This window comes from Phytobacter sp. V91, assembly GCF_965644225.1.
In the GTDB taxonomy this organism is placed as follows: domain Bacteria; phylum Pseudomonadota; class Gammaproteobacteria; order Enterobacterales; family Enterobacteriaceae; genus CBFFRJ01.
In genome coordinates, this window is the sequence record NZ_CBFFRJ010000138.1 from 1 (window position 1) to 13,291 (window position 13,291).

A 13,291-nucleotide genomic window follows, 5' to 3' on the forward strand; every position below is an offset into this window, starting at 1 on the left:
ATTTAGCGGTTGATCAGATCGCTCAACCCGGACTGAGTTCCCTTCAGGTGATCTACTATTTGGAACAGCTATTTAGTACTGATTATGGAGGATGGATGTTTGTATTCAAGTCAACACAAATAAAGAGAAAAATAAAATATCAATATTTGATATGTTATTTTCAGAGTAACTATTTTATTAATTATTTGACCACTCCAATCCAGAACGATAATTAACAATCAGCAGTTGTATTTTTAGACCACTTTGAACAATTGCGCACATCCAATGCAAAAGGCTAAGTTCATTCTTTAACAGCAATTATTTATTTACTTAGTGAAATAATGATACTGTCTATTCTCATTAATCTAAAACCGCTCTCATCCATAATCGCCGCATCATAAATTCTGGTTTACTCGAATGGAGGTAATTCAGAGCGTAAGTTGCTCTTACCGCGAAACGTAAAGATGACTACATCAAGGTTTTTGATATGCTTACCTCATAAATTGCAGCATATTGTTCCACCTTTTCATCGGGTTCTGATGAGATAGATAAAAAATTTTAATTTCTCCTGTTCAGATCATAGACGCGGCATGTTTAGCCCATTATGATGCCGCCGCCCCGCTTCCTCAAAACGGACGCAGGGACGACTTTTATCATTCAATATTGATTTATTTTGAGGAATTATGGGGAACACTAAGTTGGCTAATCCGGCCCCTCTGGGCTTAATGGGCTTCGGCATGACCACTATTCTGCTTAACCTGCACAATATCGGCATGTTCCCAATGGATGGCATTATCCTGGCTATGGGTATTTTTTACGGCGGTATCGCACAGATTTTCGCTGGCCTGCTGGAGTTCAAAAAGGGCAACACCTTCGGTTTAACCGCATTCACCTCTTACGGTTCATTCTGGTTGACGCTGGTCGCTATCCTGCTGCTGCCGAAAATGGGTCTGGCTGATGCGGCGAATGGTCACTTCCTGGGTGTCTATCTGGCTATCTGGGGCGTATTCACCCTGTTTATGTTCATCGGTACTCTGAAAGGCGCACGTATGCTGCAATTCGTGTTCCTGAGCCTGACCGTGCTGTTCGCACTGCTGGCTGTAGGTCACCTGGCAGATAACGAAAGCATCGTTCACATTGCTGGCTGGATTGGCCTGGTGTGTGGCGCAAGCGCGATTTACCTGGCGATGGGTGAAGTTCTGAACGAGCAATACGGTCGCACCGTACTGCCGATTGGCGAACAGCACTAATCCCCCCCTTCGTGCCTGCGTCGCGGGCACGAATTCCCCCTCCCCCGTTTTGTTTACGTTTTGATTGATAACCTGTTAACTCGCTTTGTGGGATGATTGTTCTCTTCCTCATTCATTAAGACGCGGATGATGATCTCATTTCAGGGTGTAATTTACGGGCTTCAGCGCTGGGCAGCTCTTCTTCTTACCGGAATACTGGCCGGGCTCGGCGGCATGCTGCTTGCTATGCTGCTGCACGAGATCCAGCACCTGACCTGGGGCTACAGTCAGAATCTGCTTATCAGTCCACAGACATTTCTGCAAGGCGTCACCGATGCCAGCGCACAGCGGCGTTTTCTCGTCCTGGTGGCGGCCGGAATGGTCGCCGGATGCGGGTGGTGGTTACTGGCGCGTTACGGCAAAAAGCGTGTCAGCATTAGCGCGGCAGTGAATGACGCCAGTAAGCCCATGCCTGCGCTGACCACACTTGTCCATATTCTGCTGCAAATCGTCACCGTGGCGATGGGATCCCCGCTGGGGCGTGAAGTCGCTCCGCGCGAGGCCGGGGCGCTTTTTGCCGGAGGCGTTGCCCGTCGTTTGCATCTGACTTCCGCAGACATTCAACTGATGACAGCCTGCGGCGCGGGAGCAGGCCTTGCAGCGGTGTACAACGTTCCACTGGCCGGCGCAATCTTTACCCTTGAAGTACTGCTGGTGAGCTTTAGCCGGGATGCAGCTCTTGCCGCGCTGGTAACGTCCGCCCTTGCCGCCTGGGTTGCCTCACTGGGGCTGGGCGATGAGCACCAGTACCATTTCACTGCTGAATTCGCGGCAACCTCGTTGATTTTCTGGGGGATACTGTGTGGTCCTCTGCTGGGCGCCATGGCGTGTCTTTTTCGCCGACTGACTCAATATGCCAGCAGCAAAGTGCAGGATAACTGGCAAATGCCGGTGATAAGCCTTGCGGCCTTTACGCTACTTGGCATCTGCGCCATCTGGTTTCCACAATTACCGGGCAACGGTAAAGGAGCTGCGCAGTTGGCCCTCAGTGGCGAGATAAGCGCGACGCTTGCGGCAATGCTTTTAGTGCTCAAAGTGTTCCTGATCTGTGCGGTGATCCGCGGTGGAGCGGCGGGAGGGCTGCTGACGCCCGGTCTTGCGGTTGGCGGATTATTGGGTTCCCTGTTGTTTCTGATTGTCGGTCCTCTCTTCCCCGGTAGCGATATGGAGAGCTTCGCTCTGCTCGGCGCCGCAGGCTTTTTAGCGGCCTCAGCGCACATGCCCGTCACCACATTAGCGTTAGTCATGGAATCCACACGCATGGATCATAGCTTTCTGGTGCCGGTGGCCTTGTGCATTACAGGTGCCTGGGCTACCTGCCGGGTGCTGGAACGTCGTCGGTAAGACTATTTTTTGAGCACAACAATAACAGTTGCTAAACGAAGCGTTAATAACCACCTCCCTCAATTGATAAGCATTATCATTTTTAATATGTTCGCCAGAACATCCCGATGAATGGACATCGTGCAACACCCCTGACAGGAAAGTTGGGAGGGATAAACCCGTTCAGTTTTGTTGCATAAGGTCAGCCAATGAGTTCCCACCTTACCGCCAGCGTGCCGCTGGACGCGTCAGCCGTGGCGTTGCAATACAAAAAAATCCTGCTGCGCCGTTTTATCTTAGCGGGCGCTATCCTGCTGCTGATTCTGCTGTCGCTGCTGCTTGATTTTACCCTCGGCCCTTCAGGCCTTTCGCTGCCCACGCTCTGGCACACGTTGTTCGATGCCGCCTCGGCGGATGCCGGTACCCGGGTTATCGTCTGGGAGCTACGCCTGCCCTTTGCGTTGATGGCTATCGTTGTCGGCATGGGGCTGGGACTGGCCGGGGCTGAGATGCAAACCATCCTCAATAACCCTCTTGCCAGCCCGTTCACCCTTGGCGTGTCGTCCGCGGCCTCCTTTGGCGCGGCCCTGGCGATCATTCTCGGCATTGGTATTCCAGGCATTCCTGACCAGTGGTTCATCTCAGTAAATGCTTTCGTTTTTGCCCTGATGGCCTGTTTTATTCTTGACGGGATCAGCCGCTGGACGCGGGTCGCCACCTCCGGCGTGGTGCTGTTTGGTATTGCACTGGTTTTTACCTTTAATGCCTTAATTTCGATTTTGCAGTTCGTCGCCAGTGAAGACACCCTGCAAGGGCTGGTCTTCTGGACCATGGGCAGCCTCGCCCGCGCGTCATGGGATAAGCTGGCGATTCTGGTTATTACCCTGCTGCTTATCGTGCCTTTGTCGATGAGAAATGCCAGGAAGCTGACAGCACTGCGTCTGGGAGAAGATCGCGCCGTCAGCTTCGGCATCAATGTGCGAAAACTGCGGCTTGCCACTCTGCTGCGCATCAGCGTTATCTCGGCGCTGACCGTGGCGTTTGTCGGCCCCATTGGTTTTATCGGTCTTGTGGCGCCTCACATCTCACGCATGATTTTCGGCGAGGATCACCGCTTTTACCTGCCAGGCAGTATGTTGATTGGCGCGCTGGTGCTGTCGATGGCTTCGGTGCTGTCCAAGAATATTGTCTCAGGCGTCATCATTCCTGTCGGTATCGTCACCTCACTGGTGGGCGTGCCCTTCTTCCTCAGCATTATTATTCGCCACCGGGGAACGCTATGACCGACGGTCTGAAAATCAGCAATCTGCACACCGGCTATCGCAACAAGAAGATTATCGATGGGCTGCATACACCCACACTGCCTCGCGGCCAGATCACTGCGCTGCTCGGGCCAAACGGATCCGGAAAATCGACCCTGCTGCGCGCCCTTGCCGACCTTAATCCGGCACGGGGCAGGCTCGAATTGAATGGCGAAGATTTAATGGATTTACCGTCGTCAAAGCGGGCGCAAAAAGTGGTTTATCTGCCGCAGTCATTGCCGCAGGGCGTGCATCTGCATGCGCTGGAATCGGTGATAGTCGCCCGCCGGGCCAGCGGCTCTGGCGATCAGGGCAACAGCGAAAAAGAGGCTTTTGATATTTTGCATAAGCTGGGGATTTCGCATCTGGCAATGAGCTATCTCGACCAGCTTTCCGGCGGTCAGAAACAGCTGATTGGTCTTGCCCAGTCGCTGATCCGCAAACCCGACCTGCTATTGCTTGATGAGCCGCTCAGCGCCCTCGACCTCAACTACCAGTTTCATGTCATGGACATCGTGGCCCGTGAAACGCGCCAGCGCAACATTGTGACGGTGGTGGTGATTCATGACATCAACATCGCACTGCGTCATGCGGAATATGCGGTGATGCTCAAAGCCGGCGCATTGATTGCCAGTGGCGTTCCGCAGGAAGTGGTAACTCCTGCCAGTCTGGCTACCGTCTACGGCGTACAGGGCAGAGTCGAATTTTGTTCACAAGGGCTGCCGCACGTGGTGGTCGATGGCTTAACGACATAAAAAAACGCAAATACGGGGAAATGATGAATCTGAAGAAGGCACTTATCGTCGCCGCCAGCGGTGCAGCGCTCCTGCTGTCACCGTTGCTGGCCCAGGCGCAGGACTGGCCGGTAACGGTCAAAGATATCGACAATCGCACGGTCACCATTGCGCAGGAACCTCAGCGCATCATTCTCCAGGATGGACGGGATATTTTCGCGCTGGCACTGCTGGAACGAGATAACCCCTTCGCCAAAGTGGTGGCCTGGAACAACCTGCCGAAAAAGCAGGATACCCAGAGCTGGAACGTGCTGAAACGCAAATGGCCTGAGGCCGAAAAAATCCTCGATATGCAATTTTCCGATCAGGGCAATGTTGATCTGGAAAGCATTATTTCCCGCCATCCTGACCTGATGATTGCCCAGTTGCGCGCTAAACCCTCTCTGGTGCAAAGTGGCGTACTCGCCAGACTGGAAGCGCTGCATGTGCCGGTAGTGTTTGTCGATTATGAACTGCATCCGGTGGAAAACACCCTGCCAAGCATCACGCTGCTTGGTAAAGTTATGGGACAAAATGAGCGAGCCAAAGCCTATACCGATTTCTACCAACAGCGTCTGGATACCCTGCATCAACGTCTGGCGACCGCCAGCAAAAAACCGCTGGTCTTTATTGAGCCTATCGCCGGTGTCGCAGGCCTGGACAACGGCTGCTGCTTTACCCACGCCCGCAACGGTTGGGGTGGACTGGTGGAAGCCGCGGGCGGTGTGAACATAGGTTCACAGCTGCTGCCAGGGGCGACCGGCAATGTGTCGGTAGAGAAAATTATCTCTCTCAATCCTGACTATTATCTGATGAGCGGTTCGAAACGCCCGGGTAAAGGCACGGCCATCATTCCGTTTGGTTACAACGTTGACCAGAAAGAGGTTGTCGCCGCCTTTAATGCGCTTCTGGCCCGCCAGGGCGTAAGCAGTATTCCGGCAGTAGTTGCAGGGCATACCGGGGCGTTGTATCACCACTTCTACAACAACCCGTACAACATCATCGCCATTGAAACACTGAGTAAAATCTTCTATCCGCAGCTGTTTAAAGACATCGACCCATTGGCGGATTATCACACCATCATCAAGGATTTCACCCGGATCCCGGATGACAGCATCATTCTCAGCTATACCCCCGCACAGTGATCCCCACCCGCGCCATCCCCCGATGGCGCTTTTTTATCAACGGCAGGTCAACGAACCGGCGGTAATAATTGTTATCACGCGAACTATCTTTGACACTCCACTATGTAAATAAATACATAACGAGAGCGCGCAATGATTTCAGGAAAAGTGAAGTTAGGCCTGTTGGCCTTGGTACTGCTGCAATGTGCCCCAATGGTGATGGCAAAAGATATCCGCGTGACCTATGCAGGTTCGATGGGCAAAGTGATGGATCAGGGTCTCGGCCCGGCATTCGCCAAAACGGAAAACGGTGACTATCAGGGGCAGGGTCAGGGGGCGTACGGAATGGCGCGTTTACTGGCGAGCCATAAGATCGAAGCCGATGTCTTCATCTCCATCAATCCGGGCCCAATGCAGATCCTCAAAGATGCCGGAATGATTGACGATGCGGTTCCTGTCGCCAGTACCAGCATGGTGATAGCGTACAGCCCGAAAGGCAAATATGCCGCCCGGTTTGCGCAGGCCAGTGAGAAAAAAGACGCGTCATGGCTGAATCTGCTGGCGCAAAAAGACGTTTCATTTGGTCGCACTGACCCCTATGTCGATCCTAAAGGGCAGAACATCGTCTTTACGCTGCTGCTGGCAGAGAAGTACTACCAGATGCCGGGCAGTGCCGACAAGATTTTAGGCTCGCTGCAAAATCCGGAGCAAACCCACCAGGAAGGCGGTCTGCTGGCACGACTGGAAAGCGGTCAGGTGGATGCTGCCGCCGGTTATGAAAGCGAAGTCCGTTCCGCACACCTCCCCTATGTTGCCCTGCCGGATGAGATAAATCTAAGCAACCCGCAAATGGCAAAACAGTGGTATGACACCGTGAGTTTCACCATCAAAGACAGCCAGGGTAAAGATCAGGTGCTGCACACCCAGCCGATGGTCTTCTACGCGGCAGTACTGAAAAATGCGCCTAACGGCGTGGATCAAGGGAAGAAATTCGTCAGCTTCCTGCAAAGCCCGGAAGGTCAGGCGCTGTTTAAACAGTATGGTTACGCCGAGCCGAAAGGGGACGCGTTATACGCCCGTTAAGACGGCCAGCCAGGATTGCAGGCTGGCTCTCCCTGCCTGCAATCCTGCTACTCAGCATCCCGTTTATTACCCTGATAAGCGTCACGCCCTGGCACCATTTACAGCTGGCATGGCGGGACGACAGCGCCATTGGCGTGTCGATGGCGCTCGGTGCGCTGGCGCTGTGTATTATCGTTGCCCTCGGGGTACCGGCAGCCTGGTGGCTGTCGCAGGCATCCGGACGTCGGCGTCTAATTGGCGAGCTCATGGTGATGATCCCTCTGCTAACGCCTCCTCTGGCGATGGGGATTCTGCTGGTGTCCGCCTTTGGGCCTTACGGCCTGGTCGGTGAGTGGATTTCACACCTTGGCGTTATGCTGGTAAACAATCCCGCCGCTTTTGTGCTGGCTCAGGTCTACGGAGCATTACCCTGGTTTATTGTGGTGGCGCGTTCAGCTTTTGCGACCGTACCGAAAGAGATTCTCGAAGCAGGCCAGACGCTGGGGGCTTCGGGCTGGAATCGTTTTCGTTTTCTGACGCTGCCGCTGGCGTTGCCGGGACTCGCTTCAGCCGTTACCCTTGCATGGGCACGTGCCGTGGGTGAGTTTGGCATCGTGATGATATTCGCATACTTCCCGCAGGGTATTCCGGTCAAGCTCTACACCAATCTACAAAATGATGGCGTCGACGCTGTCTATACCCTGCTCTGGATGCTGCTTATTGTGACGTTACCCCTGCCGATGATCTGCTTTTTCCTCGGCAGGCGGGTAACCTTGAAACGACGTTAGTGCGTGGATTTAGCAAGCGTCGGATTTTGTGCCGCCACCCAATCCTGGCGCAGCCAGATACCCAGTCCTAAACCTGTCAGCGCCAGCGCCAGCACATACCAGGCCGGAGCCATCGGCGAGACGCCCATCAGCATGGTGACGGCAATCGGCGTCAGGCCGCCAAAAATGGCGTAGGAGACGTTGTAGGAGAACGAAATTCCGGTAAAACGGACTTCTGCCGGGAAAGCACGCACCATCACATAAGGCACGGCCCCCACAATACCAACGCACAAACCCACCAGACCATACAGAGCAAACAGCTGTTCCGGATGGCTGCCCACCTGGTGATAGAACAACCAGCTTGAGCAGGCAAGCAGAATGCCGCCGACGATAAAGGTCTTGCTCGGGCCAACCCGGTCAACCACCAGCCCGGCAATAAGGCAACCGAAGCACAGCATGATCGTGGCGATGCTGTTGGCCTGTAAGGTCAGGGCCGGAGCAAAGCCATATTGTTTCTGCAACCAGACGGGCGACATCAGGATCACCACCACGATGCACGCCGAAAGCAGCCAGGTCAGCAGCATGGAGACGACGATCGCCTTTTTGTGCTTCATCACTACCGCTTTAACCGGCAGCTCCTGCGCCAGCGCTTTATGCTGCTGCATTTCAAGGAAAACAGGGGTTTCCTGCAACCAACGGCGCAGGTACATAGCCACCAGACCGAATGCCCCGCCAAGCAGGAACGGCACACGCCAGCCGCCGTCGTGGATCGCCTGTTGCGTCATGCTGGTGTTGATAAGCGTCGCCACAACGGAGCCCAACAGGATGCCGATGGTCAGACCCGCCGTTAAAGTGCCGCAGGCAATGCCAATACGCCGCTCAGGGACGTGCTCTGCCACAAACACCCAGGCTCCGGGCACCTCACCGCCGATCGCCGCCCCCTGAAGCACACGCATCAGCAGCAACAGCAAAGGGGCGACAATGCCGACCGAGGCATAGGTTGGCAGCAGACCAATCGCCAGGGTTGGCACCGCCATCAGCAAAATGCTCAGGGTAAACATTTTCTTACGCCCGACCAGGTCGCCGAAATGCGCCATCACAATGCCGCCTAATGGACGCGCCAGATAACCGGCCGCAAAAATACCGAAGGTCTGCACCTGACGCAGCCATTCCGGGATATCCGCCGGGAAAAACAGCTCGCCAACGACGGCAGCAAAGAAAACAAAGATGATGAAGTCGTAAAACTCAAGCGCACCGCCTAATGCGGCAAGCGTGAGGGTTTTGTAATCCTGTTTATTCAGAGGGCGTGTGAGTTTTGACATAACGGACCATTTGTAAAGAGGAGGTGTTGATTTCGTTGCTTACGCTAACTGTAAATTAAAAATTACTATACCGTAAATAAATCAACACTCCAGCGTCCGTATAATTTAAATCAAAAAAGCGCTATCTTCAGGAGATTGTCTCGCGTCTTGCACTTTTAGGACGAAAAGACGCTACCCTGGCGGGATCGGTTTCCACATAAGGCCCGTCAAGAAGCTGTACACAATACGGTACACTTGCAAAAATCCCCGGCACGGTTACGTTCCCCTCAGCATCCTTCACCCCTTCCAGGGTCTCTTTAATGGATTTCGGCTGACCAGGTAAATTGAGGATTAACGCCTGTTTACGGATCACCCCAACCTGACGGGAAAGAATGGCGGTAGGCACAAAGTTGAGGCTAATCTGGCGCATCTGCTCGCCAAAGCCAGGCATTTCACGATCGGCAACCGCCAGAGTGGCATCGGGCGTCACGTCCCGACGCGCCGGACCTGTCCCTCCAGTGGTCAGCACCAGATGGCAGCTCATTTCATCCACCAGCTCACACAGCGTCTGCTCAATGATATTTTGCTCATCCGGGATCAAACGCGTTTCGATGGAAAACGGGGTGGTGAGGGTGGCAGATAACCACGCTTCAAGCTCCGGGATGCCTTTGTCCTGATAGATACCGCTGGAGGCGCGGTCAGAAACAGAGACTAAACCAATGCGTAATGTGTCCATATTCATTCCGTATAAAAAAGTATGACTTATGGAAATGATACACGCGAAGAGGAGATGCAGACAGGGGGGCGCAAAAGCAAGTGGCCGGGAACCCGGCCACCTTGAATGATTACAGCAGGTCGCCGATCATTTTTTCCAGTTTTTCCTGGTCAACAGCAAACTTACGGATACCGTCCGCCAGTTTGTCTACCGCCATTGGATCCTGGTTGTGCTGCCAGAAGAACTGCGCTTCGGTGATACGCTCCGGACGCGCTTTCACTTCGCCAGTGTAAGACAGTTTACGCTCGATAGCGCCTTCGCTTTCCGCCAGCTCTTTGAGCAGGCCTGGGGCGATGGTCAGACGGTCACAGCCTGCCAGTTCCAGGATCTCGCCGAGGTTACGGAAGCTTGCGCCCATAACCACAGTTTCGTAACCGTGTTGTTTGTAGTACTGGTAGATTTCAGTCACCGACACGACGCCCGGATCTTCAGCCGGCGCGTACTCTTTCTTGTCGGTGTTCGCCTTGTACCAGTCGAGGATACGGCCAACAAACGGAGAGATCAGGAAAACGCCCGCTTCCGCACATGCACGAGCCTGTGCGAAGGAGAACAGCAGCGTCAGGTTACAGTTGATACCTTCTTTTTCCAGCTGCTCAGCCGCGCGGATACCCTGCCAGGTGGACGCCAGTTTGATCAGGATACGATCGTTGCTGATACCAGCATCGTTGTACAGTTTGATCAGGTGTTTGGCTTTGGCGATTGACGCTTCGGTGTCGTAGGACAGGCGGGCATCAACTTCGGTAGAGATACGACCAGGGATCAGCTTGAGGATTTCCAGACCGATATTCACTGCCAGTTTGTCTGATGCATCGATAACCTGCTGAGCACGATCGCTGCTCTGGCCTTTAGCCCAGGCGATTGCGTCATCAATAAGTTTACGGTATTCAGGGATTTGGGCAGCGCCAAGAATCAGAGAAGGGTTGGTCGTTGCATCTTGCGGCTGGTACAACTTCATTGCCGCGATATCTCCGGTGTCAGCCACGACTGTGGTGTATTGACGCAGAGAAGTCAATTTATCCGTCATGATAGTGTTTCTCTTTGAACTTGTTAGGGGGATGTAACCGGTCTTCCCTGATGATAACACGACGTACTGGCAGCGCAACCGCGCATTGAGGCGGCGTAATTATGGTAAACTTGATTTACTAATTGCCTGCGAAGTAGTGCTCTTTTAAGCATAGCGCGACTTTCCATCCTGCACATTGGCATAGACAAGAGGGATGTTAATGCCTGAATTTTTCTCCTTTATCAGTGAAATGCTTTGGGGTTCATTGATGCTCTACCTGCTGCTCGCAGCGGGTATCTGGTTTGTATTTCGTAGCAAATTCATTCCGTTCCGGCTGATAGGCGATTTTTATCAGAATCTCAAAAGCAGCCGAACCCAGTCCGGAGGCTTAACCTCCAGTCAGGCTTTGTTCCTGAGTCTGGCGGGGCGAATGGGTACCGGAAATGTCGCCGGTGTCGCGCTGGCGATCGCCGCAGGCGGGCCTGGCGCTATTTTCTGGATGTGGGTCTCGGCGATAGTCAGTATGGTCATCAGCTTTGCCGAATGTACTCTGGCGCAGCTGTATAAAGAACGCGATGCCAGTCAGCAATTTCGTGGCGGCCCCGCCTGGTATATGGCCAGAGGATTGGGAATGCGCTGGATGGGCGTGCTCTTCTCTCTGTTCTTACTCCTGACCTACGGGTTGCTCTTTAACACCATTCAGGCCAACTCGGTGGCTCGCGCCGTTCACTATGCCTGGAATATCCCGGAGTGGTACACCGGACTGTTCCTCGCGGGTATGCTTTTGCTATTAATAACCAGAGGCCTGAAAGACATTGCCCGCTTTATGCAGTGGGTCGTCCCCGTCATGGCCTTTGCCTGGGTCGCCATGAGTATTGGTATTGGCATCGACAACATCACGCATTTTCCCGCCATGCTGGCAGGGATAGTGAAGAGCGCATTTGGCTGGCAGGAAGCCGCATCTGGCGCCATGGGATACACGCTCAGCCAGGCGCTGACCAGCGGCTTTCAGCGTAGTATGTACTCCAATGAAGCCGGGTTGGGCTCCACGCCAAACGCCGCAGCCGCCGCGGCCTCCTGGCCCCCACATCCTGCGGCGCAAGGTTTTGTGCAAATGGTTGGCGTGGTTGTCGATACCTTCCTGATCTGTACGGCCAGCGCTTTTATCCTTTTGCTGGCAGACAACAACCAGACGGATAACGCCGTCAAAGGCATTGAGATAGTCCAGCAGGCCATGGTCTCCCTCACCGGTCAGTGGGGAGCAAGTTTTGTGGCGGTGATTATTTTTATGTTTGCCTTTAACTCCATCGCCACAAACTATGTTTATGCGGAAAATAACCTGATTTTTTTACGCATCAACAACAAGCGTAACCGCCGGTTACTGCGCGTCGGGATTGTAGTGATGATATTCATTGGTTCGCAGCTGCGTATACCTCTGCTCTGGCATATTACCGATGTCATTATGGCGTTTATGGCTATTACCAACCTGACGGCTATCCTGCTTCTTTCACCAGTGCTCTCTATTGTCGCCGCAGACTATTTACGCCAGAGAAAACTGGGGGTTATCCCGGTTTTCAACGCCAGCCGTTACCCGGAGATCAACCGCCAACTTTCGCCAGGAGCCTGGGATAGCGCTACGGAGAAGCCGGTTAACAATCGCAACTATTGATCAACCCCGGGCAATTTTTTGCTAAAGTCAGCGCAAATTCCCTGCAAGGACTGGATATGCTGATTCTGATCTCACCTGCGAAAACGCTGGATTACCAAAGTGAACTGGCGACGACACGCTACACGCAGCCTGAGTTGCTGGACTATTCACAGCAGCTGATTGCCGTCGCCCGCAAGCTGAGTGCGCCGCAAATCAAAAGCCTGATGGGCATTAGCGATAAACTGGCCGATCTGAATGCCACCCGTTTCCATGACTGGCAACCGAATTTCACGCCAGAAAATGCCCGCCAGGCTATTCTGGCGTTTAAAGGCGACGTTTACACCGGTTTGCAGGCAGAGACGTTCTCCGACGCTGACTTCGATTTCGCCCAGCGGCATCTGCGTATGCTTTCCGGCTTATATGGCGTGTTGCGGCCACTGGATTTGATGCAGCCCTACCGTCTGGAGATGGGCATTCGTCTGGAGAATGCGAAAGGCAAAGATTTGTATCAGTTCTGGGGTGAGACCATCACTCAGCACCTGAACGCGGCTATCAAAGCTCAGGGCGATGATGTGGTGGTTAATCTGGCTTCAGATGAGTACTTCAGATCGGTGAAACCCAAAAACCTGAATGCCCAAATCATCAAGCCTGTGTTCCTCGACGAGAAAAACGGCAAATTTAAAGTGATCAGCTTCTATGCCAAAAAGGCGCGCGGGCTGATGAGTCGCTACATCATCGAAAACCGTCTGACCACGCCAGAACAACTGACCGGGTTCGACAGTGAAGGCTATTTCTTTGATGAGGAGCTGTCAGGGAAAGGTGAACTGGTCTTTAAACGACACGAGCAGTAACGTTATCCCCTCCCGGCCGGGCTGTCTCTTATACACAAATCCTCCGGCAACATTGTCGGGGGATTTTTTTGAATCTTTTCCCCGTTTGTTGATCT

Annotated in this window: 12 protein-coding genes; 9 read left to right on the forward strand and 3 right to left on the reverse strand. The window is 53.5% G+C overall.

Features of this window, described 5'->3' with window-relative positions:
• Nucleotides 1–662: 662 nt before the first annotated feature.
• From satP to ACSZO4_RS21365, 7 genes are all read left to right on the forward strand, one after another.
• A complete protein-coding gene (gene satP / locus ACSZO4_RS21335; protein WP_437891069.1) occupies nt 663–1,229 on the forward strand; it encodes an acetate uptake transporter in 567 nt (188 codons plus the stop codon).
• A gap of 129 nt (nt 1,230–1,358) precedes the next feature.
• Nucleotides 1,359–2,612, forward strand: a complete 1,254-nt coding sequence (locus ACSZO4_RS21340) for a chloride channel protein (RefSeq protein ID WP_437891078.1) — start codon at nt 1,359–1,361, stop codon at nt 2,610–2,612.
• 188 nt (nt 2,613–2,800) lie between these two features.
• Nucleotides 2,801–3,874: a FecCD family ABC transporter permease gene (locus tag ACSZO4_RS21345; RefSeq protein WP_437891070.1), complete on the forward strand. Its 1,074-nt coding sequence runs from the start codon at nt 2,801–2,803 to the stop codon at nt 3,872–3,874.
• Entirely contained in the window at nt 3,871–4,647 is a 777-nt protein-coding gene (locus ACSZO4_RS21350) for an ABC transporter ATP-binding protein (protein ID WP_437891071.1), read from the forward strand. The genes ACSZO4_RS21345 and ACSZO4_RS21350 overlap by 4 nt, the downstream gene beginning before the upstream one ends.
• A 23-nt stretch (nt 4,648–4,670) precedes the next feature.
• Nucleotides 4,671–5,810, forward strand: a complete 1,140-nt coding sequence (locus ACSZO4_RS21355; RefSeq protein WP_437891079.1) for an ABC transporter substrate-binding protein — start codon at nt 4,671–4,673, stop codon at nt 5,808–5,810.
• A gap of 132 nt (nt 5,811–5,942) precedes the next feature.
• Nucleotides 5,943–6,872 (forward strand): extracellular solute-binding protein, encoded by a 930-nt coding sequence (locus ACSZO4_RS21360; RefSeq protein ID WP_437891072.1) that lies wholly within the window; start codon nt 5,943–5,945, stop codon nt 6,870–6,872.
• 14 nt (nt 6,873–6,886) lie between these two features.
• Nucleotides 6,887–7,639: a molybdate ABC transporter permease subunit gene (locus tag ACSZO4_RS21365; protein ID WP_437891080.1), complete on the forward strand. Its 753-nt coding sequence runs from the start codon at nt 6,887–6,889 to the stop codon at nt 7,637–7,639.
• On the opposite strand, the gene ACSZO4_RS21370 is transcribed toward ACSZO4_RS21365, so the two are convergent.
• The 3 genes from ACSZO4_RS21370 to tal form a co-directional block, all read right to left on the reverse strand.
• Nucleotides 7,636–8,940, reverse strand: a complete 1,305-nt coding sequence (locus ACSZO4_RS21370; protein ID WP_437891073.1) for an MFS transporter — start codon at nt 8,938–8,940, stop codon at nt 7,636–7,638. The genes ACSZO4_RS21365 and ACSZO4_RS21370 overlap by 4 nt on opposite strands.
• A 127-nt stretch (nt 8,941–9,067) precedes the next feature.
• The gene (gene mog / locus ACSZO4_RS21375) at nt 9,068–9,655 is read right to left on the reverse strand and encodes a molybdopterin adenylyltransferase (RefSeq protein WP_437891074.1); all 588 of its coding nucleotides are present in this window, start codon (nt 9,653–9,655) and stop codon (nt 9,068–9,070) included.
• Between the two features lie 109 nt (nt 9,656–9,764).
• Nucleotides 9,765–10,718 (reverse strand): transaldolase, encoded by a 954-nt coding sequence (gene tal, locus ACSZO4_RS21380; RefSeq protein WP_437891075.1) that lies wholly within the window; start codon nt 10,716–10,718, stop codon nt 9,765–9,767.
• 199 nt (nt 10,719–10,917) lie between these two features.
• Here tal and ACSZO4_RS21385 point away from each other — a divergent pair, with 199 nt between their 5' ends.
• Complete coding sequence (locus ACSZO4_RS21385; RefSeq protein ID WP_437891076.1) at nt 10,918–12,366, forward strand: alanine/glycine:cation symporter family protein; 1,449 nt, start codon at nt 10,918–10,920, stop codon at nt 12,364–12,366.
• 56 nt (nt 12,367–12,422) lie between these two features.
• Complete coding sequence (gene yaaA, locus ACSZO4_RS21390; protein WP_437891077.1) at nt 12,423–13,196, forward strand: peroxide stress protein YaaA; 774 nt, start codon at nt 12,423–12,425, stop codon at nt 13,194–13,196.
• The last annotated feature ends 95 nt before the right edge of the window (nt 13,197–13,291 follow it).

Coding starts and splice junctions, on each gene's coding strand:
- satP (WP_437891069.1), top strand. CDS start 663: ATGGGGAACACTAAGTTGGCTAATCCGGCCCCTCTGGGCTTAATGGGC.
- ACSZO4_RS21340 (WP_437891078.1), top strand. CDS start 1,359: ATGATCTCATTTCAGGGTGTAATTTACGGGCTTCAGCGCTGGGCAGCT.
- ACSZO4_RS21345 (WP_437891070.1), top strand. CDS start 2,801: ATGAGTTCCCACCTTACCGCCAGCGTGCCGCTGGACGCGTCAGCCGTG.
- ACSZO4_RS21350 (WP_437891071.1), top strand. CDS start 3,871: ATGACCGACGGTCTGAAAATCAGCAATCTGCACACCGGCTATCGCAAC.
- ACSZO4_RS21355 (WP_437891079.1), top strand. CDS start 4,671: ATGAATCTGAAGAAGGCACTTATCGTCGCCGCCAGCGGTGCAGCGCTC.
- ACSZO4_RS21360 (WP_437891072.1), top strand. CDS start 5,943: ATGATTTCAGGAAAAGTGAAGTTAGGCCTGTTGGCCTTGGTACTGCTG.
- ACSZO4_RS21370 (WP_437891073.1), bottom strand. CDS start 8,940: ATGTCAAAACTCACACGCCCTCTGAATAAACAGGATTACAAAACCCTC.
- mog (WP_437891074.1), bottom strand. CDS start 9,655: ATGGACACATTACGCATTGGTTTAGTCTCTGTTTCTGACCGCGCCTCC.
- tal (WP_437891075.1), bottom strand. CDS start 10,718: ATGACGGATAAATTGACTTCTCTGCGTCAATACACCACAGTCGTGGCT.
- ACSZO4_RS21385 (WP_437891076.1), top strand. CDS start 10,918: ATGCCTGAATTTTTCTCCTTTATCAGTGAAATGCTTTGGGGTTCATTG.
- yaaA (WP_437891077.1), top strand. CDS start 12,423: ATGCTGATTCTGATCTCACCTGCGAAAACGCTGGATTACCAAAGTGAA.